Annotated in this window: 22 protein-coding genes; 10 read left to right on the forward strand and 12 right to left on the reverse strand. The window is 70.4% G+C overall.

Annotated features, from left to right (window positions below):
• Positions 1–28 precede the first annotated feature (28 nt).
• Both ABEA43_RS51920 and ABEA43_RS51925 read left to right on the forward strand, forming a co-directional pair.
• Entirely contained in the window at positions 29–505 is a 477-nt protein-coding gene (locus tag ABEA43_RS51920; RefSeq protein WP_345573818.1) for a GntR family transcriptional regulator, read from the forward strand.
• Positions 506–546: 41 nt separating this feature from the next.
• Complete coding sequence (locus ABEA43_RS51925; protein WP_345573820.1) at positions 547–1029, forward strand: GntR family transcriptional regulator; 483 nt, start codon at positions 547–549, stop codon at positions 1027–1029.
• A 39-nt stretch (positions 1030–1068) separates the two neighbouring features.
• Here the strand turns inward: ABEA43_RS51925 and ABEA43_RS51930 are convergent, their stop codons facing one another.
• The 6 genes from ABEA43_RS51930 to ABEA43_RS51955 all read right to left on the reverse strand — a co-directional run bounded on the left by ABEA43_RS51930 (position 1069) and on the right by ABEA43_RS51955 (position 7248).
• Positions 1069–1908: a carbohydrate ABC transporter permease gene (locus ABEA43_RS51930; RefSeq protein ID WP_345573822.1), complete on the reverse strand. Its 840-nt coding sequence runs from the start codon at positions 1906–1908 to the stop codon at positions 1069–1071.
• A complete protein-coding gene (locus ABEA43_RS51935) occupies positions 1905–2789 on the reverse strand; it encodes a carbohydrate ABC transporter permease (protein WP_345573824.1) in 885 nt (294 codons plus the stop codon). Before ABEA43_RS51935 ends, ABEA43_RS51930 begins: the two co-directional genes overlap by 4 nt.
• A complete protein-coding gene (locus tag ABEA43_RS51940) occupies positions 2789–4042 on the reverse strand; it encodes an extracellular solute-binding protein (protein ID WP_345573826.1) in 1254 nt (417 codons plus the stop codon). The genes ABEA43_RS51935 and ABEA43_RS51940 overlap by 1 nt, the downstream gene beginning before the upstream one ends.
• A gap of 57 nt (positions 4043–4099) precedes the next feature.
• The gene (locus tag ABEA43_RS51945) at positions 4100–5461 is read right to left on the reverse strand and encodes a cellulose binding domain-containing protein (protein ID WP_345573828.1); all 1362 of its coding nucleotides are present in this window, start codon (positions 5459–5461) and stop codon (positions 4100–4102) included.
• A 162-nt stretch (positions 5462–5623) separates the two neighbouring features.
• The gene (locus ABEA43_RS51950; protein WP_345573830.1) at positions 5624–6382 is read right to left on the reverse strand and encodes a sugar isomerase domain-containing protein; all 759 of its coding nucleotides are present in this window, start codon (positions 6380–6382) and stop codon (positions 5624–5626) included.
• Positions 6379–7248 carry a MurR/RpiR family transcriptional regulator gene (locus ABEA43_RS51955; RefSeq protein WP_345573832.1) on the reverse strand — a complete coding sequence of 290 codons (870 nt, stop codon included), beginning with the start codon at positions 7246–7248 and terminating at the stop codon, positions 6379–6381. Before ABEA43_RS51955 ends, ABEA43_RS51950 begins: the two co-directional genes overlap by 4 nt.
• Positions 7249–7308: 60 nt before the next feature.
• Here ABEA43_RS51955 and ABEA43_RS51960 point away from each other — a divergent pair, with 60 nt between their 5' ends.
• Entirely contained in the window at positions 7309–8349 is a 1041-nt protein-coding gene (locus ABEA43_RS51960; protein ID WP_345573834.1) for an N-acetylglucosamine kinase, read from the forward strand.
• A gap of 75 nt (positions 8350–8424) precedes the next feature.
• On the opposite strand, the gene ABEA43_RS51965 is transcribed toward ABEA43_RS51960, so the two are convergent.
• The 3 genes from ABEA43_RS51965 to ABEA43_RS51975 form a co-directional block, all read right to left on the reverse strand.
• Complete coding sequence (locus ABEA43_RS51965; protein WP_345573836.1) at positions 8425–9351, reverse strand: hypothetical protein; 927 nt, start codon at positions 9349–9351, stop codon at positions 8425–8427.
• Positions 9348–9881 (reverse strand): RNA polymerase sigma factor, encoded by a 534-nt coding sequence (locus ABEA43_RS51970; RefSeq protein ID WP_345573838.1) that lies wholly within the window; start codon positions 9879–9881, stop codon positions 9348–9350. Before ABEA43_RS51970 ends, ABEA43_RS51965 begins: the two co-directional genes overlap by 4 nt.
• Positions 9882–9968: 87 nt before the next feature.
• Complete coding sequence (locus ABEA43_RS51975) at positions 9969–11039, reverse strand: thiolase C-terminal domain-containing protein (RefSeq protein WP_345573840.1); 1071 nt, start codon at positions 11037–11039, stop codon at positions 9969–9971.
• Positions 11040–11382: 343 nt separating this feature from the next.
• Here ABEA43_RS51975 and ABEA43_RS51980 point away from each other — a divergent pair, with 343 nt between their 5' ends.
• Positions 11383–12231: a LysR family transcriptional regulator gene (locus ABEA43_RS51980; protein ID WP_345573842.1), complete on the forward strand. Its 849-nt coding sequence runs from the start codon at positions 11383–11385 to the stop codon at positions 12229–12231.
• A 15-nt stretch (positions 12232–12246) separates the two neighbouring features.
• Positions 12247–12870 carry a MerR family transcriptional regulator gene (locus ABEA43_RS51985; RefSeq protein ID WP_345573844.1) on the forward strand — a complete coding sequence of 208 codons (624 nt, stop codon included), beginning with the start codon at positions 12247–12249 and terminating at the stop codon, positions 12868–12870.
• A 12-nt stretch (positions 12871–12882) separates the two neighbouring features.
• Here the strand turns inward: ABEA43_RS51985 and ABEA43_RS51990 are convergent, their stop codons facing one another.
• Positions 12883–13770 carry a hypothetical protein gene (locus tag ABEA43_RS51990; protein WP_345573846.1) on the reverse strand — a complete coding sequence of 296 codons (888 nt, stop codon included), beginning with the start codon at positions 13768–13770 and terminating at the stop codon, positions 12883–12885.
• Positions 13771–13831: 61 nt separating this feature from the next.
• The gene (locus ABEA43_RS51995; RefSeq protein WP_345573848.1) at positions 13832–14506 is read right to left on the reverse strand and encodes a ThuA domain-containing protein; all 675 of its coding nucleotides are present in this window, start codon (positions 14504–14506) and stop codon (positions 13832–13834) included.
• A 100-nt stretch (positions 14507–14606) separates the two neighbouring features.
• Here ABEA43_RS51995 and ABEA43_RS52000 point away from each other — a divergent pair, with 100 nt between their 5' ends.
• The 3 genes from ABEA43_RS52000 to ABEA43_RS52010 are packed head-to-tail and all read left to right on the forward strand — an operon-like array spanning position 14607 to position 17122.
• A complete protein-coding gene (locus ABEA43_RS52000; RefSeq protein WP_345573850.1) occupies positions 14607–15482 on the forward strand; it encodes an NAD-dependent epimerase/dehydratase family protein in 876 nt (291 codons plus the stop codon).
• Positions 15479–16336 (forward strand): RNA polymerase sigma-70 factor, encoded by an 858-nt coding sequence (locus ABEA43_RS52005; protein ID WP_345573851.1) that lies wholly within the window; start codon positions 15479–15481, stop codon positions 16334–16336. The genes ABEA43_RS52000 and ABEA43_RS52005 overlap by 4 nt, the downstream gene beginning before the upstream one ends.
• Positions 16337–16363: 27 nt before the next feature.
• Positions 16364–17122, forward strand: coding sequence for an SDR family oxidoreductase (locus ABEA43_RS52010; protein WP_345573853.1), 759 nt, complete (start codon positions 16364–16366; stop codon positions 17120–17122).
• On the opposite strand, the gene ABEA43_RS52015 is transcribed toward ABEA43_RS52010, so the two are convergent.
• Complete coding sequence (locus ABEA43_RS52015) at positions 17112–17684, reverse strand: TetR/AcrR family transcriptional regulator (RefSeq protein WP_345573855.1); 573 nt, start codon at positions 17682–17684, stop codon at positions 17112–17114. The genes ABEA43_RS52010 and ABEA43_RS52015 overlap by 11 nt on opposite strands.
• Before the next feature lie 102 nt (positions 17685–17786).
• On the opposite strand from ABEA43_RS52015, the gene ABEA43_RS52020 reads away from it, so the two are divergent.
• Together ABEA43_RS52020 and ABEA43_RS52025 are read left to right on the forward strand one after the other, a co-directional pair.
• Positions 17787–19436 carry an NAD(P)/FAD-dependent oxidoreductase gene (locus ABEA43_RS52020; RefSeq protein ID WP_345573857.1) on the forward strand — a complete coding sequence of 550 codons (1650 nt, stop codon included), beginning with the start codon at positions 17787–17789 and terminating at the stop codon, positions 19434–19436.
• Positions 19433–20863, forward strand: a complete 1431-nt coding sequence (locus ABEA43_RS52025; protein ID WP_345573859.1) for an ATP-binding protein — start codon at positions 19433–19435, stop codon at positions 20861–20863. Before ABEA43_RS52020 ends, ABEA43_RS52025 begins: the two co-directional genes overlap by 4 nt.
• The last annotated feature ends 32 nt before the right edge of the window (positions 20864–20895 follow it).

Below are 20895 nucleotides of genomic sequence, written 5' to 3' on the forward strand. Positions count from 1 at the left end.
CTCACCCGTCTTGGCCTATGTTGCGTACGTGCTCGACTACGACGGTGACACCCACATCTACCTTCAGATCGCCGACATCCTTCGGCATCGGGTTTCCGCGCTTTCGTCTGGACACCCGGTGCCGAGCGAGGCCGACCTCCAGCAGGAGTTCGGAGTCGCCAGAACCACCGCGAGGCGGGCGATCCATGTATTGCGCGAGGAAGGGCTCGTTTACACCGTTCAGGGAGAAGGGGCCTTTGTCGGCCCAGCGGCCGAAACTCCTCGCAAGAAGCGCAAAGTGCCGCTTTACCAGCAGATCGCGACAGAAATCGCCGATCAGATCAAGGAGGGAACGTTCCTTCCCCGCCGCCCCATACCGGGCGAGACTGCGCTGGTGAAGCAACACGACGTCGCGCGCGAGACAGTCCGGCGGGCCATGGCACTGCTGCGGGAGCAGGGCTGGATCTACACGGTCGCCCAGCGTGGCAGCTACGTCTCCCCGAAGGAGTCGTGGCCCGATGCTTGACTTCGCCTGACTGCTTGTATCTAGACGTCTAATCTATGAGCATGCTCGACCGCGAGGGCCCCGTTCCCATCTACGTACAAGTCGCCGAGGTGATCCAGGAGCAGATCGCCGCTGGGAAGCTGCGGACGGGCGAGCCTGTGCCGAGCGAGGCCACCATGGAAGCGGAGTTCGACATCTCGCGGAGCACCGCGCGAAACGTCGCCCGGGAGCTTCGCCGGCGTCGGCTCGTCCATACCGTTCGAGGCGAGGGCACGTTCGTCGGACCTCTCGGCGTGCCGCGCCTGAAGCAGACGAGAGCCCTCTATGTGCTCATCGCCAATGACATCGTGACCCGGATCAGACGCGGCGAGCTCCGTCCGAACCGGGCGATACCCAGCGAAAAGGCGTTGATGCGGCAATACGGGGTCGCCAAGGTCACAGCCCGGCAGGCCGTTTCACGCCTGCGGCAAGAGCGGTGGGTCTTCACGGTGCCGTACCGAGGCTCGTTCGTATCCGAGCCACAAAGATGGCCTAAGGACTCCTGATCGTTTTAGTCCCCCAAACCCCCATTTCCTTGCGATCTCTCAGCCCTTGACCGCGCCCGCCGTCATCCCCGTGCCGACGCGGCGTTGCAGGAACAGGAAGAGCAGCAGCGGGGGCAGGGCGAACAGGCTGGCGGCTGCCATCGTGGCGCCCCAGTCCGTGCCGAAGACGTCGCGGAAGGACGACAGCCACACCGGCAGCGTCCGTTTGCCCTGGTCCTTGATGATCAGCACGTTCACGAACGCGAACTCGTTCCAGGCGGTGATGAAGCCGAACAGCGAGGTCGCCATCAGGCCCGGGGCCAGCAGCGGGAAGACCACGCGGCGGAAGGCCACCAGCCGGCTGCAGCCGTCCACCTGCGCCGCCTCCTCCAGCTCCAGCGGGATGGCGGCCAGGAAGCCGCGCAGCGTCACGATCGTGAAGGGTAGCGTGATCATGAAGTAGACGCCGGTCAGCATGGCCAGCGAGTCCAGCAGGTCGGTGTCCCTGGCGATGATGAACACCGGCACCAGCAGCGCCTCCCACGGCGCCATCTGGGCCGCGAACACCGCCACCACGAACGCGCCCCTCCCCCGCCACCGCATCCTGGCCACCGCGAACGCCGCCAGCAGCGACACCACCAGCGCGAACGCCACCGCCGCCACGGTCACCAGGAGGCTGTTGCCCCAGTAGGTCCAGAAGCCCGGGGCGTTGATCGCGGCGACGAAGTGCTCGATCGTCGGATGAGCCGGCCAGAACGTCGGCGTGGCCGCCTGGATGTCCCTGGTCGGCTTGAACGCGGTCAGGAACATCCAGTAGACCGGGAAGATCATGACCACCAGGACGGCGATCGCCGCGGCGTTGAGCGTGAGCCGCCGCAAGCGTGGGATATATGACTTCATGAGCGGACCATTCGGCGCAGGTTGCTGACCAGGGCGACGGCGAGGATGACGACCGTGAGCATGGCCACCGCCGAGCCCAGGTCGTAGCGGTGCAGGACACGGGCGATCTTGAACGCGTACACCGGCAGGGTGGTCGTGGCGCCGTCGGGGCCGCCCTGGCTGAGCACCCAGATCTGCGGGAAGCACTTGGCCACCCAGATCACCTCCAGCGAGGCGACCAGGGCGAACAGGTGCCTGAGCATCGGCACGGTGACCTTCCAGAACACCTGCGGACCGGTGCCCCCGTCGATCCTGGCCGACTCGTACAGCTCGGCCGGGATCGTGGTCAGGCCCGCGTACAGGGTGAGCGCGGCGAACGGGACCGACTGCCACACCACGAGGATCACCAGGACGGCGAACGTGGCCGTGCCGTTCGCGAACCACGTGTAGCCCTGGAAGGAGTCGAGGCCGAGCGTGACCAGCAGCCAGTTGACCACGCCCAGCTCCGACTGGAACAGCCACTGGAACACCGTGGTCGCCGCGATGATCGGGGTGGCCCAGGCCAGCGCCAGCGCGCTCATCAGGGCCAGGCGCAGACCGCGGCGCAGGCGTACGAGCATCAGCGCCACGCCCGTCGAGAGCACCACGATGAGCACCACGTTGATCGTGGTCCAGATGAGCGTGCGCAGCAGCACCTGCCAGAACTCCGCGCCGGACAGGAGCTCGGCGTAGTTCTCCAGGCCGACGAGGGTCGCGCCGCCCCTGATCAGCTCGCCCATGCGGAAGTGCTGCAACGAGATCACCGCCGCCTTGAGCAGCGGATAGAGCAGGAGGAAGGCCCCGCCTGCCACCGTGGGTGCGATGAGCAGGTAGGGCCAGAACGAGTGGTTCCTACGCCACATCAGGATCCGCTGTTCAGGGTCGTGGTGATCGTCGCGGAGACCTTCTTCGCCTCCGCCGCCGGGTCCGCGCCGGTGAGCACGGCGGTCATGTACTGCTTGATCACGGAGGTGGCCTCGACGGCGGCCCAGTTGGGGGTGTTCGGGGTGGCCCGGCCGTTGGCGGCGGCCGTGGCCATCGCGGCGGTGCCCTCGTCGCCGGCGAGCACGCCGGCCAGCGACGTACGGTTCGGGACGAAGCTCATCGCCTTGGCCAGCTCGGTCTGGAACTGCTCTCCCGTCAGGCCCTTGACCAGCTCGTACGCCTCCTCCTGACTCTTGGAGGCGACCGGGACGATCAGGTCGGAGCCGCCGGTGAAGACCGTGCCCGGCTTGTCGGCCGTCTTGCCCGGGATGGGGAAGAAGCCCATCTTGTCCTTCAGCTTGGCGTCCACCTCGAGGACGCGGGCGGCGACGCCGGGGACGGCGATGATCTGGGCGGCCTTGCCCTGCGCGAACACCTCGTGCTGCGGCGGGTTCGCCTCGTCGGCGTCCTTGGGGCCCTTGCCGAGGGCCTGGAGCCGCCGGTAGTAGTCCATGCCGGCCAGGGCCTGCGGCGTGTCGAGGCTGCCCGCCCACTTGCCGCCCTGCTGGACGGCCAGGTCGCCGCCCTCGTCCCAGATGAAGCCGGCCAGGGCGTACCAGGTCTGGCCGGTCAGATAGATGCCCTGGTTGCCACCTTTATTGAGCTTTGTCGTGATTTCTAGCCATTCGTCGCGGGTCTTCGGGGGCTCCTTGATGCCGGCCTTGGCGAACAGGTCCTTGTTGTAGACGACCACGCGATTGGCGGCGTACCAGGGGATTCCGTACTGCTTGCCGTCGATCTTCCCGGGCTGGGCCAGGCCGGGCAGCCAGTCCTCGCCCTTGAGGTCGGCGATCTTGGCGGTGAGGTCCGTGACGCCGCCGCTGGCCGAGTACTGGGCGACCTGCGTGTTGCCCACCTCGATCACGTCGGGGGCGTCGGTGCTGGCCAGGGCGGCGGTGACGCGCTCGCCGATGCCGTCCCACGCCTGGATCTGGATGTCGAGGTCCACGCCCTTGTGCGCGGTCTCGTACTCGGTCTCGAACTTCTTCAGCAGGTCCTGCGTGACGCTGCCGTCCATGATCCAGACGGTCAGCTTGGCGGGCGCGCCGGGCGCTGCCGCCTTGGGCTCCTCGGCGGTGCCGCACGCGCCGAGCGCGAAGACGGCCGCGAGGGCCAGGATGCGGTTCTTCATGGCGTTCCTTCTGGTGGGGGGTGCCTGCGCCCGCCGACGGCGGGCGCAGGGCTTTTGTCACGGGTTCGGGACGGTGTCCTTGAAGGAGGTGCCGGCGGAACGCAGGGCGGCGACCCGGCTCAGCACGTCGGTGGGCGCCACGACCTCGTTCTTGCTGTAGTAGAGGTAGTCGGCCTGCTGCCGGTACGTACGCGTCCCCGCGGCCCCCTGGAGATCGATGAACCACTGGTTGAACATGATCCACATCGGGGTCTCGGGATAGTAGATGTCACCGTGGTCGGCGAACAGGCGGCCGTCCACGTAGTACTTCATCCGGCCGCCGGAGACCTGGAGGACCAGGTCGTGCCAGCCGGCGAAGCTGGTGCGCTCCTCGGTGTGGGTGTTCACGGCCTGCCAGGGGTCGCCCTGGTAGGTCTCCCAGCTCGTGGTGTAGAGGATGTTGGCCGGCTCGCCCCAGCCGCCGTTCGGCAGATACTCGAAGTCGAGCTCGCCGTAGTCGGGGTCCAGGTTGAAGCGCAGCGGCGTGATGGTGAAGAACGTCTGCACGACGTGCTCGCCGTCGGGCCCGCCGGTCGGCGCGTCGCTGAAGCGGACGCGGGCGGCGTAGGTGCCCTCGTGGAACTTGCGGCTCGCGGTGGACAACTCGGTCTGTACGGTTCCCGCCGCGGTGCCGTTCGTGGAGCTGTCGAGCGTCAGCAGGCCGCCGGGGAACGTGACGGCCGACGGCGACCAGGTCGCCCCGGGCACTCCTGGGCCGCCCGAGGAGGAGCGGACCGTCCAGCCGCGCTGGGCCAGCAGCGGGTCGCTCGATCCCGAGTAGCTGAAGTCGTCGAACAGCACGCCCGCCGAGCCCGGCGGGACGGTCGGGGTGACGGTGGGGGTCGGGGTGGGCTCGCTGCCCGTCGGCTTGCCCCAGGCGAGCTGGCCGTTGACGTAGACGGTGATCTTGTCCCAGTTCGCGTAGCCGGTCTGCGCGCCGTAGGAGTAGTCGTCGCTCTGGGTGAACGTCTGCCAGTCGGCGCGGTAGAAGCGCAGCTGCAGGTCGCTGGTGTTCTGGCCGGGGGCGAGGCTGCCGGAGGTGAAGCCCACTTCCAGGTATTGGGCGGCGCCCGATTGGCGGACGAACTGGCCGGTCACCGTCGAGCAGCTCACGACCGCCCAGGAGCAGGCGAAGCGGTAGGTCTCGGTGCCGGTGAGGTAATAGCGGATCTTGACCTGGTTGAGCGGGATCGTGGTGGTGCCGTCGTTGAAGAGCTGGAGCCAGGGCTCGGCCTGGGCCGTGGTGGCGCCGGGTGAGCTGGTGCGGTATTGGAGGCGGATGGCTTGGGCGGCGTTCGCGGGGGTGGCCACGAGGGTCACGGCCGCCAGGACGATGGGGATGGCTAAGGAGAGCAGGACTTTTCCGAAATTTCGGGACATGGGTGGGGTTCTCCTTGGTTGTGCGGCCCCCGAATGTCGTGCATGCCGAACAGAGCCGTCGGGCCCGGCTCGGGGTGGTGTGCGGCTTGCGCCGCGCTGTTAGAAAGTGCGGCCTGCGGGTGCGGGCCGCCTACGGGTGCGTGCGGCTCGCGTCGGGCTGGGTCAGGCGCCGCGGCGGATGCGGCCCGCGTACAGGGCCTCCAGGCGGAGGTTGTGCGCGTCGCCCTCCGGGACGTTGGCCGAGAGGTAGACCGGCGGCACTTCACCGGCTTCGAGCAGGTTCCGTACCGTCTGGGCCACGACGAGCTGGGCCAGCAGCGCGGAGGTGATCGTGGAGACGGCCCCGGTGGCGCCTCCGCCGGGCAGGGGCAGGACGGCGTCGCCGTAGGGCGCCTGGTTGTCCAGGACGACGTCGGCCAGGTCGGCGAGCTTACGGCCCGAGGGGTGGCGGGACGGGACGGCATCGCTGTGGGCGCGCGAGGTGATCGCGATCAGGTCGTGACCGCGCTCCTTGACGAGGGTGGCGAGCTCGACGACCACGCCGTTCACGCCGGAGTTGGAGATGATGACGAACAGGTCGCCCCGCCGCACGGGGGCCAGGTCGAGGATGATGCGGCCGATGGACGGATCGCGTTCGAGGTCGTAGCGGTCGAGCTCGGACCTGGGGGCGTCGCCGTACCTGACGATGTCCCTGAGCGCGAGCCGGTTGGTGGGCACGAGCCCGCCGGCGCGGCCGGCGATCTCCATGGCGACGGCTTCCGAGTGGCCGGAGCCGAACGCCTGGATGATCCCGCCGCCGGTCAGCGCCTTGGTGAAGAGATCGGCGGCTCGCGTGATCTCCGGGTCCTCCGGGATCACCCGGACGAGGTGGGCGACGTGCTCGGCGAACGCTTGCGGGTCTACGGCTGAATTTTTTGTCATATGTCCCCTTCCGGTAGGCGATGTCCGGCCACGGCGCGGACCGTGACGTCGAAAGCCTGTTTCGTACGCTCATACGTGCGTTGCGCGACCGACACGTACACGACGTCGAGCACCAGCAGCTGCGAATGGATCGCCGCGAACCCCTCGGACCTGAAGCTCGTCGCCCGGCTGGCCGTGGTCAGCACCAGCTCGGCCACCTCCGCCAGCGGCGACTTCGGCTGCGAGGTGACGGCCACGGTGATCGCGCCGTGGCTGCCCGCCTCGGCGAGCACCTCGATGACCTCGCGGGTCCTGCCGCTGTGCGAGATGCCGATCGCGACGTCGCCCTCTCCGAGCAGCGCCGCGTCCGTCAGCGCGCTGTGGGCGTCGGACCTGCTCCAGGTCGGCACCCGCATGCGCTGCAGGCGGTATTCCATCTCGCTGGCCACGGCCGCGCTGCTCGACACCCCGAACAGCAGCACCCGGCCCGCCCTGGCCACGGCCTGCGCGACCTTGTCCACCACGGCCAGGTCGAGCTGGTCGCCGGTCTCCTGGATCAGGCGGATGTCGTTGCCGGAGACGACGTTCAGCACGCGTTCGAGGCTGTCGTCGGGGAGGATCTCCTGGCCGATGTCGGTCTGCCAGGTCTGCTGGGCCACCCGGCCGGTCTCGGTGGCGATGGCCACGCGCAGCTCCGCGTATCCGGCGAAGCCGAGCGCGCGGCAGAAGCGGGTGATGGTCGCGGTGGAGGTCCCGCTCCGCTCGGCCAGGTCCACGATCGTCAGCCGGGCGGCCTCCGCCGGGCCGCCGAGTATCGCGTCGGCCACCTTGCTCAGCGCCTCCGGCATGTCGTGTTGCTCGGCTCGGATGCGGCTCAGTAGTTCCACGCGATGAAAATTATGCTCAACCAGTGGTGCGGTCAAGGCATGTCGGCAATAATTTTTGACATGTACGTGGTTCTGGGCGTCGACGCCGGGGGCACCTCTTCCCGCGCCGCGCTGTTCACGCTGGACGGTACTCCGGTGGGCCGTGGGCGCGCGGGCGGCGCGAATCCGGGGACGCTCGGCATGGAGACCGCCTGTGCCAACCTCACCGCCGCCGTCCGGGCTGCCCTTGCGGAGGCCCGATCTGCGCAGGTCCTGGGGGTGGTCACCGGGATCGCCGGGCATCCGGAGAAGTGCGCGGCCCTGACCGAGCGGGTCCTGGGCCGGCTGCTTCCCGGGGCCGCGCCGAGCGACCGGACCTTACCCGGGCACACCGCAGGGGGCCTGCCGGTGCGGTCGGTCGGGGACATCGTGACCGCGTTCGCCGCCGGGACCGCCACGCCCTCCGGTGCCGTGCTCATCTCGGGGACGGGGGCCATCGCGGCAAAAATTACCAGCCATGTCGCGGTCGCCACCGCCGACGGGTACGGGTGGCTGCTCGGGGACGAGGGGTCGGCCTTCTGGATCGGCCGCGCCGCCGCCCGCGCCACCATCCGCACGATAGAGGGAAGCGGCGGGGGCGGGGCTCGGGGAAGCGAGGGTGGGCCCCTGGGCGGTGAGAGTGGGTTTCGCGGCGGTGCGGGTGGGCGGCTGGTGGAGCTGGTGGTCGGGCGCCTGCTGCCCGACGGCCCTGGGGACGATCCGGTGTCGCTGCTGGCGGCGACGGTGCATGCGCGTCCCCCGCTGGCGCTCGCCGAGCTGGCGCCGCTGGTGAGCGAGGCCGCCGGGGCCGGGGATCCGCTGGCCGGGTCGATCGTCGCCGAGGCCGCGTCCCGGCTCGCCGCGACGGCCTCCCACGTGCGCGAACCCGGCCGGCCCCTCGTGCTCGCCGGGAGCGTGCTCACGTCAGAAGGTCCCGTACGGGAGGCCGTACGAGACCTTCTGGAGGGTGCCGTCACGGCCGGGGACGCGGCGGGGGCGGCGGCGTGGCTGGCGGCCCGCTCGTTCCTGAGCCCGCAGGAGGCCGAGGCCCGCCACGCCCGCTTCGTCCGCCCCGCCGGCTGAGCCGGGGGAACGGAGCACGGGCGAGGCGGCGCACGGGACGGAGCGGGCCTGGTGGGCGGTGGCCGGTCGATTGGGCTATTCGGCTGGGCTGTGGTCGCCGTATACCGGGTTCTTCGCCAGGCGTTCCTTGGTGACCATCAGCCGTACGACCCCGGCCTGCTCCGACTGCACCTCCCACACGATCCAGTCGTCTCCGACCTCACCCGCCTGGTCGGCCGGCCGCAGGCTGAAGCCGTCGTTGCCCGGGCTCGGGACGATGACCTGGAAGACCGCCTTCAGACCGCGCCGCCGCACCTCGGCCAGGACCTCCCCGACCGTCTTCTGATCGGCCCGGTACCCCTCCAGCACCTCGCCCTTCTTCATGGCCGAGCCCCAGTTCTGGTACTTCTCGCCCGGCTCGGCCGCACGCCCCAGGCGGACGGAGGCCCAGCCGGTCCAGCCGCGCGCCACGATGATGGTCGTCGCGCAGCCCTCGGCGCCGAGTTCGCATCCTTCGGGTGCGGTGCCGCTCTCGATGGACCTGCCGTTGTCCGCCAGGCGCCCGCTCAGGCTCATGCCCGCGATCTTGCCGACCTTGCTCGGGGAGGAGGGGACCATCCTCAGGTTCACGTTCAGTCCCACCGCCTTGAACCCCTCGGTGTACTTCGCGTGGTCGGCGAACGGGTCCTTGATGGTGGCGACGTACATGTCGCCGCGCAGCTCGATGTCGATGGCCGCGCTGGCGTAGGACGGGGTGCCGCCGCGCTCGCCCAGGACCGTGGGGCCGAGCACGGCCGCCGCCACGATCCCGGCGACGGCCACGGCGCCCACGACCAGGCGTCTGGTGCGAGATCGGGCGGCCCCGAGATCGGGGAGCAGGCGGCGCAGCCGGCCCGGAGCCTGGGCGGTCTCCGTGACGGGCTCGGCCATGATCGAGGCGAGCAGTGCCCGCGCCCCCGCGCCGGACGACTGTCCGGCCAGGCTCTCGTCGTGGACTCTGGCGAGGTGCTGCACATCGTTCATGCGGACTCCATGACAAAGCGGTGATCCGAGACTCCGGCCCCTGCCAGGGCCTTCGAGAAGCGCTTGCGCGCCCGGTGGAGCCGGATGCGTACGGCGTTGCGCGAGCAGTCGAGCACCTGGGCGATCTCGTCGTGGCCCAGCCCTTCCCAGGCGACGAGCGAGATCAGCTCCCGGTCGCCGTCCGGCAGCTCGCGGAAGGCTCGCGCGATCGCGCCCAGCTCGACGCTGGTCTCGGGGGTGCCGGCGTACAGGTCGGCGATGTCGTGGTCGAGCGCCACGTTCCGCGACTGCTGCCTGACCTGGCCGCGCCGGTGGTTGGCCAGCACGTTCCTGGCCACTCCGTACAGCCAGAGCCGGGCCTCTGGTCCCTGCGGCAACGCGTCGACGCGGCGCCACGCGGTGGTGAACGTCTCCGCGACCACGTCGGCCGCGTCCTCAGGGATGTCGCAGCGGCGCATGGCGTAGCCGAGTATGTGCTCGTACGTCGCCGCGTACACGGCCTCGAACCGGGTCCTCCGGTCGTCATCCACAGGCGGTCCCCATGGTCGGCCTCCTCATCCTGGGGGTTGGGACACCCCTTACATGTCGGAGGCACCATCAGCATTTCAGCTGATTTTTCACCGTACGAGCAGAGCAGCGCTCCCGTAGCTCCCGCCGAACCCCGTCACCAGCGCCACCTCGCGACCCGCGCGCAGCTCCCGCACGGCCTGTGCCACGTTGTTCAGCCCGTGCACGTAGCCCTCGGAGAGCAGGCCGCCGTGCGGGTTCACCCAGGCGTGGCGGCGCTCCAGCAGGTACGCCCCCAGGTCCCCCCGCTCGACCAGCCCGAAGTCCTCCAGCTGCCTGGGCACCAGCCACGAGTACGCGTCGTACGGCAGCGCCACGTCCACCTGCCCCGGCCGCATCCCGGACGCCTCCCAGAGCATGGGCGCCACGTAGGCCGAGAAGATCGCGGTGACGTCCGGCGCGCGGTCCATCGACGAGCAGCCCGGCCCGCCGCCGCGTACCACCGCCTGGACGCGCGGCCCGTCGAGCACGCCGCTGACCAGCAACGCGCAGGCCCCGTCGGTCTCCTGGCAGCAGTCCACCGTGCGGAGCGGGGTGCAGACGTACGGCCTGGCGAGGTAGTCGCCGAGTTCGAGCGGCTCGCGGCGCAGCGCGCGGGGGTTGGCCTTGGCGTTCTCCCTGGACTGGGCGACGACCGCGTGCAGGTGCTCGGCGGTGAGCCCGGTGTCGTGCAGGTAGCGGGTGGCGGCCAGGGCGAACAGCGGGATCGGACCCGCCAGGCCGTAGGTGTAGCGCTCCTGGGGGCCGGTGGAGACGGTGTTCATGCGCGTGCCGGACCGGCCGTTGAGCGCCCGATAGATCAGGATATTTCGCGCTAAACCGGCGTGTATGAGCATCGCCGCGTCACCGAGGATCGACGCCGCCTGCGTGCCGCCTCCGGCGATGTCGTTGTGCCAGCCGAGCCGCTCGATGCCCAGGGCGCGGGCGACCTGCACGACGGGCGCGGAGTCGTTCATGTGGTAGCTGAGCACCGCGTCCACCTCGTGCGCGCCGATGCCCGCGTCGGCGCAGGCCGCCCGGCACGCCTCGGCCGCCAGCTCCAGCTCGGTGCGCCCGGACCGCCTGCTGAGGGCCGTCATCCCGATCCCGGCCACGGCCGCCCGCCCCGCGAACGGCTGCATGGCCCCTCCTCAGGACAGGGCGCGATCGCTCGCGCCGGTAGGCCCGTTCACGCTAGCCCGCACCCGCCGCTTAGGCAAGCGCTTGCTCGGCAAGGCCGCCCGTCTCCCAACGTCCCCAATGAGGTGTTTCCGGGTGTCCGTAATGGCAGCGTCTTCCGTCCGAAGACTTTCACCGTACGCCTGCCTCATATCCTGAAAACGGCCTCCGACCAGCACTTCAAGGCTGGATAGCCAGAACCGCCGCCACCTTCGGGTAACTGGACACCTTCACGGGAGCTGTCCCCTCTTGTAATACGGAGGTGCGATCTACCGATAGCCCATCATCATCAGGCCGAGGTGAGCGATGGATCTACGCTATGTCCGGTACGCGCTGGCGATCGCGCGGGCAGGCAGCCTGCGACGGGCCGCCGCCGCGCTGCATATCGCCCAGCCGACATTGTCGGAGCAACTCAGGGCGTTGGAGAAGGAGATCGGTGTCGAGCTGTTCAGCCGTTCGTCGAGCGGCGTGCAGCTCACCGAGGCGGGCGAGGCGTTCCTGGCGCAGGCCACCGTCGCGGTGGACGCCTTCGAACGCGCCGTGACCGCCGCGCGGAGCAAGGGCCACACAGCCCGCCTGGGCGTGGCCGACGGGCTGGAGGACGTGGTCGCCCGCCTGCTCTCCCAGCTCCAGACCGGGAATCTGCGCGTGGCCCCCATGGGGACGGCCGAGCAGATCGTCTCCATCGTGGACGGCACCCTGCAGGCCGGGATCGGCTACGCGCCGGGCTCCCTGCCGAGGGGCGTGGCGCGGATGCTCGTCCACCGCTTCCCCGTACGCGCGCTGCTGCACCGGGACCACCCCCTGGCGGCGCACGAGACGCTGTCCCTGTCGGACCTGACGGCCGAGCCGCTGATCATGCCGGAGTCCGACGCGGTGGCCGGCGCCCGCCGGTTCCTGGAGGGCTTCGTCCGCCACCGCCTGCACCCCAGGCTGGGCCCGTCGGCGGCCACCCATGACCTGGTCATCAACATGGTGGAGGCGGGCACCGGCTATGCTCTCTGCGTTCGCGAGGGCACGGCCGTTCCCGACAGCGTGACGTTCGTCCCCATCAAGGAGGACGTCCCCCCGCTGGAGGTGGTCTTCCTCTGGAACCGCCAGGCCGACGTGCACGAGCTCGTGAGCGCGGCCCGGCATCTGGCTCGCGCTGGATAGCGCTATTATCCAACGATGCGCATCTCCGAGCTCAGCGCCAAGTCGGGCGTGGCCCTCCCTACGATCAAGTACTACCTGCGTGAGGGCCTGCTGCACCAGGGCGAGCAGACCGCTGCGACCCGGGCCGAGTACGACGACTCCCACCTGCGCAGACTCCGCCTGATCCGAGCCCTGCTGGAAGTGGGCCGGCTCCCCGTGGCCTCGATCAAGAAGATCATCGAGGCCGTCGAGGACGAGTCGCTGCCCCTTCACCAGATGCTCGGCACCGCCCACTGGGCCCTGGGCCCCACCGTCGAGCCCGAGCCGGGCGAGGACTGGCAGCTCGCCCGCGCCGAGGTCGACCGGCTCGTCACCGGCCAGGGCTGGACGATCCACCCCGAGGCCCCCACCCGCGACGAGCTGGCCCAGACCCTCGTCAAGATGCGGCAGCTCGGCCTGTCCGGCGACCTGACGCCCTACGTCGAGGTGGCCAGGAAGCTGGTGTCCGAGGTGGAGATGGACGCCATCCGGCTGGACGGCCCGCGCGACGCCGCTGTGGAGGCCCTGGTGCTCGGCACGGTCCTGTACGGCAGGGCGCTCGACACGCTGCGGCGCATGGCCCAGGAGTCGGAGTCGGCCCACCGCCATGGCGGCTCTTAGCTCACGCTGGCCTCAGATGACGCCGTTCGCGCGCAGGATCGCGATGGTCTGCACCGTGATGGCCCCGCGCCACTCCAGCGCCCCCGCGGGCGAGATCCGCGCGTAGTCCACGACCCAGCCGCCGTCGTCCTGCTGCTCCCCCGCCAGCCTGACCAGGTCGGCGGCGATCACGTCGGGCTCGAACAGGTCGCGGACCGGCCGCCCCGGGTAGGGCGCGAAGTCCAGGGGCCGCAGCGCCTCGTTCTCGGTGCCGCCCTCGACGCGGACCCGCCCGTCCTCCGGGATGTAGGCGCCGAGCCGCTTGAGGAGGTCGGCGGCGCGCGGCTGGCTGTCGTACACCGCGTCGAGGAACCGGACCGCGAACGCCAGCACGTACGCGTGCGGCATCTCCTCCAGCTCCGAGATCGTGTCGAGGCAGTAGCGCGTGGCCTTGGCCAGCCACGGATGCGCGGCCACGGCCGAGTCGTGGGCGGCGACGCGATGGGCGGCCGCCGCCGACACGGCGGTGATCTGCAGCGACGAGGTGTCCGCCGCGCCGCCCGACCACCAGGGCGCGGTGGCGTCGGACAGCGTGAGCGGCAGTGAGAACGGCAGCCCGCCGTCCGGCAGCGTCACCGAGTCCAGCCAGTCGCACAGCGCGGCGGCCTGGGGCGTGGTGACCGGGCCGGTCTCCTCGAACACCTCGAACGCGTGCAGCGCCGCCCCCGGCTGGCTCTCGGGAGAGCGCAGGTCCGGCTCCAGGCCCCAGCCGTAACCGCCGTCCGCGTTCCGGTAGCCCTCCAGGGCCGCCAGCACACCCGCCGCATCGCCCCCGCCCACGAGCAGGTCGTAGCGGCGGCGGTCGAGAACACGCGCGTACCCGGCCAGGAAGCCGGGGATCACGGAAAGGTTCACGTTCATGAGGTCATCGTGCCCAGATCGGCGGCCTTCGGTCTTGTAGGTTCCGGACACGCGCCGCGGATCACTCCGTGATCGTGACCGGCCGTTTCAGCAGCCACAGCGCCGCCCGCTGGAGCAGCGTGCGGTGTACCTCGTTGTCGTAGGACCGGGTGTCGTGGCCGAGCGCGTCGTAGAAGACCCGGCCCCGCCGCACCGGCCGCGCCCAGATCAGCGGCTGGCCGTTCGACGACGCCAGCGGCTCGACGTCCGGCAGCACGTCCAGGTCGCTGTACACCTCGTCCACCACGTCGAAGTCCCGCAGTCCGGCGACCACCGGATGCGTCCCGTGCATCCGCACCCCGGTCCAGCCGAGCGGCGGGTGGTGGGACTTGGGCCAGGTCCAGGAGCCGCCCAGGACGCGTGGCCAGCCCTGCCAGTCGTCGAAGCAGATCGACGCCGAATGCATGCACAGCAGGCCGCCGCCCCGGTCCAGGTGGTCGAGGATCGTGGTGCGGGCCTGTGCCGGTAAGCCGAAGCGCCATTCTGGCCGCAGCTCGGCGAAGCGGTCCTGGGTCATCTGCCAGCGCAGGGCGTTGACCGTGATGAGCTGGACCTCCGACGGCTCGCTCAGCGCACCCGCGATGTCCTCGGTGATCTCCGACTCGACCCCCGCCTCGGCGAGCACTTCAGCCAGTGCTGCCGACGTGGCGGCGAAGTCGTGGAACAACCCTCCTGACAGGATCAGATTTCTCGCCACTTGCCAACCTCATCATGCTTACCGCGCCATTTCTACCCATGAACTGTCACATCCGCCCTGGCCGCCCCGTCCTGTCGCCATACAGAGAAGGAGTGAGGTCATGAGAGTTCTGGTCGCTGGAGCCTCGGGGGTCATCGGCCGTCAGCTCGTCCCGCTGCTCAGAGCGGTGGGTCACGAGGCGATCGGGCTGTCCAGGTCGCCGGGGGCGGAGGTCCGGGTGGACGCGCTCGACCGCGCGGCGACCCTGCGCGCGGTACGGCAGGTCGCGCCGGACGCCGTGGTCCACCTGCTCACGGCCATCCCGCAGGCGATCGACCCGAGAAGGATCGACCGGCAGTTCGCGCTCACGAACCGGCTGCGCACCGAGGCCACCGCGAACCTCATCGAGGCGGCCCCGGACGCCAGGTTCATCGCCCAGGGGCTGGCCTACGCCTACGCGCCCGGTCCCGGGCCGGCGGACGAGGACGCGCCGCTGTGGCGGGACGCGCCCAAGCGGTTCGCACCCGTGGTGGCGGCGCTGGAGGCCATGGAGCGCCAGGTCATCGGGGCAGGCGGGCTGGTGCTGCGGTTCGGGCACCTGACCGGGCCCGGCTCGGTCTACGACCAGGACGGCTCGACCACGCGGGCCGTGCTGGCGGGCAAGATGCCGATCGTGGGCGACGGCGGGTCCGTGATGTCGTTCACCGATGCGCACGACGCCGCCACGGCCGTGGTCGCGGCGCTCGACCGGGACGTCTCCGGGGTGCTGAACATCGTGGACGACACGCCCGTCAAGCTGAGCGAGTGGCTGCCCGCGTACGCGGCCGCGCTGGGCGCGCCCGAGCCCGGGCACGTGCCCGCCTGGCTGGCCAGGATGATCGTGGGCGGGTTTGGCGTGGCGTACATGACCAGGCTCAGGGGCGCGGACAACTGCCGCGCGCGGCTGCAGCTCAACTGGCGGCCCCGGCACTCGTCCTTCGCGGGAGAACGGGCATGATGCAGGCCGTGGACTTCGAGGAGTTGCGGCCCATGCTGCTCGGGCTGGCCTACCGCCTGCTCGGCAGCATGTGGGACGCGGAAGACGTGGTGCAGGAGGCGTGGCTGCGGTGGGAGGGCACCGACCGGAGCAAGGTCAGGGAGCCGCGCGCCTTCCTGCTGACCGTGGTCTCCCGGCTGGCGCTCGACCAGCTCCGCTCCGCCCGGGTCAAGCGGGAGGCCTACACCGGGCCCTGGCTGCCCGAGCCGGTGACGACGACGCAGGCGGGGCCGCTGGACACGGCCGAGCTGCGTGACACGGTCTCGTACGCGACCCTGACCATGATGGAGCGGCTCTCGCCGCCCGAGCGGGCGGTGTTCGTGCTGCGGGAGGCGTTCGAGCTGCCGTACGACGAGATCGCCGGGATCGTCGGCGTCTCGGTGGCCAACGCCCGGCAGATGCACCACCGGGCCTCGGTGCGGCTCACCGAGGGGCGCGACAGGTTCCAGCCGTCGGCGCAGGACCACACCGAGCTGCTGGCGAAGTTCATCCAGGCGGCGGAGGGCGGCGACCTGTCCGCGCTCACCGAGCTGCTCCACGAGGACGTCGTGGCCTGGAACGACGGCGGCGGCAAGGTCAGGGCGGCGCTGCGGCCGATCATCGGACGGCGCAAGGTGGCGATCTTCCTGCGCGGCCTGGTGCTCCGCTACATCTTCTCGGACGCGCAGGTGATCGAGGTCAACGGCCATCCCGCGATCTGGACGCGGATCGGCGAGCACCACCAGCTCGTGGTGATCGAGATCCGCGACGGCCTCATCAAGGACATCTACGGTGTGCTCAACCCGGACAAGCTCACGCGCGTAGGACCGGGCTGAGACGCCGCACGATCTATAGTCGCCCCTATGGATCTCGGCATCTCGGGCAAGATAGCCCTCGTCACCGGAGGCAGCGCGGGCATCGGCCTCGCGGCGGCCAAGAGCCTCGCGCGTGAGGGCTGCGACGTGTGCGTCTGCGCCCGCAACCCGGAAAAGCTCGCCGACGCGGTGGTGGAGCTGCAGGAGTTCGGCAAGGTCGTGCACGCCGTGCTGGCCGACATGGAGGACCCGGCCGCCGCCCGCCGGGTGGTCGAGGAGACGCGCGACGTGCTCGGCCCGATCGACATCCTGGTCGCCAACGCGGGCGGGCCGCCGTCCGGCCGGTTCGACGAGGTGGGGCTGGACGGCTGGGACGTCGCCATCCAGCGCAACCTGCTCGGCACCGTGCGCCTGATGCACGCGGTCCTGCCCGACATGCGCTCGCGCGGCTGGGGCCGGATCGTCACGATCACCAGCAGGTCGGCCCGCGAGGCGCTGGACGGCCTGGCGCTGTCGAACGCCACCCGCCCGGCCGTGGCCGGCGTCGTACGCACCCTGGCCCGCGAGGTCGGCGGCGACGGCATCCGGGTCAACAACGTGATGCCGGGCCCGATCGAGACCGACAGGCTGCGCGAGCTGGCCGGCGAGGAAGGCCTGAGCCGGCGGGGCGAGTCCGTGCCCGTCGGCCGCATCGGGCGCGCGGAGGAGGTGGGCGACGTGGTGGCGTTCCTGGCCAGCGAGCGGGCGTCGTTCGTGAACGGGATCTCGATGCTGGTGGACGGCGGGGAGAGCCGCGTCATCGCCTGATCAGCGTCGTCGCGATGCCGGCCGCCCAAGCGGCGTCCTCTTCGGGCAGGTCCACGTAGTACGCGAGGTTCGCGCGGTGGAAGCAGGCGCCCATGAGCATCGAGGCGGCGGCGCCCGCGTCCATCCCGGCGTCGATCCTGCCGCCCTGCTGCTCGGCCCGCAGGATCTCGGCCAGGGCCAGGATCGGCAGGTGGGGGCCCGCGTTCCGGTCGGCCAGCATGGTTCTGAAGCCCGCCAGGAGCGAGGGGTCGGCCAGCACGCCGGAGGCGATCGCGGCCGCCTTGGAGTAGAACTCGAGCGCCGCCGCCGCGAACTCGGCCAGGTTCGCGGCCACGTCGCCCTGCCCGACGCTCGCCTGCAGCCGCGTCAGCGCGGGACGGAGCGCCGGCAGCCGCTCCAGCAGGACGGCCAGGAACAGCGACTCCTTGCCGGCGAAGTGCTTGTAGAGCAACGCCTCGGAGCAGCCCGCCTGCCTGGCGATGCGCCTCGTCGTCGCCCCCGCGATCCCGAACTCGTGAATCGCCTGCTCAGCGGCGTCGATGATGCGATCGCGTGTGCCCATCCGCTCATGATATGAGCGAGTGCTCACCGACTCCGTCCCCCATGGCATCCTTCCCTTAGGGACCAGCTAAGAAGGCAGTTGACTAGGCAGGGGCGTAACAGCATGGACAAGCCGGTCATCGTGACGGTGGACGACGACCCAGGCGTGTCGCGGGCGGTCGCCCGCGACCTGAGACGCCGCTACGGCCAGGAATACCGCATTGTCCGCGCCGAGGCCGCCAGCGACGGCATCGAGGCGGTCAAGGAGATGCGGCTGCGCGGCGACGAGGTGGCGGCGATCCTGGCCGACTACCGGATGCCGCAGATGAACGGTGTGCAGTTCCTCGAGGCCGCCATGGACATGTATCCGTACGCGCGCCGGGTGCTGCTGACCGCCTATGCCGACACCGACGCGGCGATCCAGGCGATCAACGTGGTGGATCTCGACCATTACCTGCTCAAGCCGTGGGATCCGCCGGAGGAGAAGTTCTACCCGGTGATCGACGGCCAGCTCGACGCGTGGCTCCGTACCGAGCGGATCGAGCGGTCGGAGCTGCGGGTGGTGGGCGACCGGTGGTCGGCGCAGTCGTACGCGGTGCGCGACTTCCTGGCCCGCAACCACGTGCCGTACCAGTGGATGCTGGCGGAGGACCCGGAGGGCGCGCAGCTCGTCAAGGCGGCCGGCGAGGGGTGTCACCTGCCGCTCGTGGTGACCGTCGACGGCACCACGCTGGAGTCGCCCGACCAGGCCACGCTGGCCACGACGGTGGGCCTGTCCACCACGCCCGCCACCGACTTCTACGACCTGATCGTGGTCGGCGGCGGCCCCGCCGGGCTCGGCGCGGCCGTCTACGGCGCCTCGGAGGGGCTGAACACCGTCCTGGTCGAGGCGCACGCCTCGGGCGGGCAGGCCGGGCAGAGCTCCAGGATCGAGAACTACCTGGGCTTCCCCGACGGCGTCTCCGGGCAGCAGCTGGCGGACCGGGCGCGCAGGCAGGCGCTGAGGTTCGGGGCCGAGCTGCTGAGCGCGCGCAAGGTGACCCACCTGGAGCCGCGCGGGCAGGCGCGGGTGGTCGGGTTCAAGGACGGCGGGGAGATCGCGGCGCACGCGGTGATCCTGGCCACCGGCGTCACCTACCGCAGGCTGGACGCGCCGGGGCTGGACGAGTTCGTCGGCCGGGGCGTCTTCTACGGCGCGGCCCTGACCGAGGCGCCGGCGTGCCGGGACACCGAGGTCTACGTCGTGGGCGCGGCCAACTCGGCGGGGCAGGCCGCGGTCTACCTGTCGGGATTTGCGAGCAAGGTCCATTTGTTGGTGAGGAGTGATGGTTTGGAGAGGTCCATGTCGCATTACCTCATCGAGCAGATTGCCGCGATCCCCAATATCGAGGTGCACACCCAGACGGTCGTCGTCGGCGGCGGGGGCTCCGGGCACCTGGAGCGCCTGACGCTGTCGACGAAGGGCGAGGAGCGCACGGTCGACGCGCAGTGGATGTTCGTCTTCATCGGGGCGGAGCCGTACACGTCCTGGCTGGGCGAGACGGTCGAGCGGGACGCGAAGGGGTTCGTGCTGACCGGGCCGGATCTGGTGCAGGGCGGTAAGCGGCCACGTAACTGGCCGCTGCGGCGCGAGCCGTACTACCTGGAGACGAACGTGCCCGGGGTGCTGGCCGCGGGTGACGTGCGCGCCGACTCGATCAAGAGGGTGGCCTCCGCCGTCGGTGAGGGCGCGATGGCCGTCGCGCTCGTGCATCGCTATTTGGAGAAGCAATGACGAACATCGACATCGACGAACTGCGCAAGCTCTTCCTGTTCGAGCGGCTGACGGATCAGCAGCTCGCCAAGCTCGCGAGCAGCGGCAGGGTGCAGAGCTACGCGCAGGACGAGGACGTGCTGCGGCAGGGCGAGCCGGCCGAGTGCTTCGCCGTGCTCATCGAGGGCGAGATCCAGATGATCAACGAGACGGTGAGCGCCGGCACCGTCGCGATGCCCCGCGCCTCGCAGCCCGGCGTCTACGGCGGTGCCACCGCGGCCTACCTGGGCGAACGAGCCCCCGACACCTACCAGCACACGCTGCGCGCGACCGCCCCCTCGCGGATGTTCATGCTGCCGGCCAGGAAGTTCGCCTACATCGTGGCCGAGTGGTTCCCGATGGCGATGCACCTGCTCGACGGGCTGATGTCCGGCGGCAGGATGCAGCGGGAGATCATCGACAGGCGGCAGCGGCTGACCGCGCTCGGCACGATCACCGCCGGGCTCACGCACGAGCTGAACAACCCGGCGGCGGCGGCCGTACGCGCGGTGAGCGAGCTGCGCACGCTGATCAAGACCTCGCGCCTGCAGCTCGCCGCGCTCGCCGAGGCCGGCATCCCGCCGGAGAAGCTGCGCACCCTGATCGAGGCGCAGGAGGCCTGCATGGCCAACCTGGGCAACCTGCCGCAGCGCTCGCCGATGGAGATGTCCGACGCCGAGGACGAGCTCGGTGACGCGCTGGAGGAGGTGGGCGTCACCGACGCGTGGGAGCTGGCGCCCGCGCTGGTCAACGCCGGGTTCTCCGGCAAGGACCTGGAGAAGATCCGCACCAAGGTGGGTGAGGAGCACACCCCCGCCGCACTGCACTGGCTGGCCGAGGCGATCGAGATCTCGCAGATGCTGAGCGAGGTGACCGAGGCGACCGAGCGCATCACCTCGCTGATCCGCTCGGCCAAGCAGTACTCCCAGATGGACCGGGCGCCGTTCCAGCAGATCGACGTGCACGACCTGCTCGACAGCACGGTCGCGATCTTCCGCGGGAAGATCCCCCCGAGCATCAGCATCGTCACCGACTACGACCGCACGCTGCCGCTCATCCCCTGCTACGCGGGCGAGCTCAACCAGGTGTGGACGAACCTGATCCACAACGCGCTGGACGCGATGGGCGACGAGGGCACGCTGACCATCCGCACCGCGCACGACGAGGACGAGGCCATCGTCGAGATCGGCGACACCGGCCCCGGCGTACCCGACTCGATCAAGGACCGGATCTTCGAGCCGTTCTTCACCACGAAGAGCGTGGGCGAGGGCACCGGCCTGGGCCTGGACATCTCCTACCGGATCGTGGCCGGGCGGCACGGGGGCGAGATCAAGGTGCGTTCCGTGCCCGGCGAGACGTGGTTCGAGGTGCGGCTGCCGCTGCGCGAGCCCGCGTCGGTCTCCGACTGACCTCGTCTCGAAAACTCGCCGGAGGCGCCGTC

The organism is Nonomuraea rosea (assembly GCF_039539705.1).
Taxonomy (GTDB): Bacteria; Actinomycetota; Actinomycetes; order Streptosporangiales; family Streptosporangiaceae; genus Nonomuraea; species Nonomuraea rosea.

Bases quoted from the DNA above. Each gene is read 5' to 3' on its own strand.
- ABEA43_RS51940 (WP_345573826.1), bottom strand. From the start codon at position 4,042: ATGAAGAACCGCATCCTGGCCCTCGCGGCCGTCTTCGCGCTCGGCGCG.
- ABEA43_RS52005 (WP_345573851.1), top strand. From the start codon at position 15,479: ATGATGCAGGCCGTGGACTTCGAGGAGTTGCGGCCCATGCTGCTCGGG.
- ABEA43_RS51965 (WP_345573836.1), bottom strand. From the start codon at position 9,351: ATGAACGATGTGCAGCACCTCGCCAGAGTCCACGACGAGAGCCTGGCC.
- ABEA43_RS51975 (WP_345573840.1), bottom strand. From the start codon at position 11,039: ATGCAGCCGTTCGCGGGGCGGGCGGCCGTGGCCGGGATCGGGATGACG.
- ABEA43_RS52025 (WP_345573859.1), top strand. From the start codon at position 19,433: ATGACGAACATCGACATCGACGAACTGCGCAAGCTCTTCCTGTTCGAG.
- ABEA43_RS52020 (WP_345573857.1), top strand. From the start codon at position 17,787: ATGGACAAGCCGGTCATCGTGACGGTGGACGACGACCCAGGCGTGTCG.
- ABEA43_RS51950 (WP_345573830.1), bottom strand. From the start codon at position 6,382: ATGACAAAAAATTCAGCCGTAGACCCGCAAGCGTTCGCCGAGCACGTC.
- ABEA43_RS51990 (WP_345573846.1), bottom strand. From the start codon at position 13,770: ATGAACGTGAACCTTTCCGTGATCCCCGGCTTCCTGGCCGGGTACGCG.
- ABEA43_RS51945 (WP_345573828.1), bottom strand. From the start codon at position 5,461: ATGTCCCGAAATTTCGGAAAAGTCCTGCTCTCCTTAGCCATCCCCATC.
- ABEA43_RS51960 (WP_345573834.1), top strand. From the start codon at position 7,309: ATGTACGTGGTTCTGGGCGTCGACGCCGGGGGCACCTCTTCCCGCGCC.
- ABEA43_RS52015 (WP_345573855.1), bottom strand. From the start codon at position 17,684: ATGGGCACACGCGATCGCATCATCGACGCCGCTGAGCAGGCGATTCAC.
- ABEA43_RS52010 (WP_345573853.1), top strand. From the start codon at position 16,364: ATGGATCTCGGCATCTCGGGCAAGATAGCCCTCGTCACCGGAGGCAGC.
- ABEA43_RS51930 (WP_345573822.1), bottom strand. From the start codon at position 1,908: ATGAAGTCATATATCCCACGCTTGCGGCGGCTCACGCTCAACGCCGCG.
- ABEA43_RS52000 (WP_345573850.1), top strand. From the start codon at position 14,607: ATGAGAGTTCTGGTCGCTGGAGCCTCGGGGGTCATCGGCCGTCAGCTC.
- ABEA43_RS51985 (WP_345573844.1), top strand. From the start codon at position 12,247: ATGCGCATCTCCGAGCTCAGCGCCAAGTCGGGCGTGGCCCTCCCTACG.
- ABEA43_RS51935 (WP_345573824.1), bottom strand. From the start codon at position 2,789: ATGTGGCGTAGGAACCACTCGTTCTGGCCCTACCTGCTCATCGCACCC.
- ABEA43_RS51925 (WP_345573820.1), top strand. From the start codon at position 547: ATGCTCGACCGCGAGGGCCCCGTTCCCATCTACGTACAAGTCGCCGAG.
- ABEA43_RS51980 (WP_345573842.1), top strand. From the start codon at position 11,383: ATGGATCTACGCTATGTCCGGTACGCGCTGGCGATCGCGCGGGCAGGC.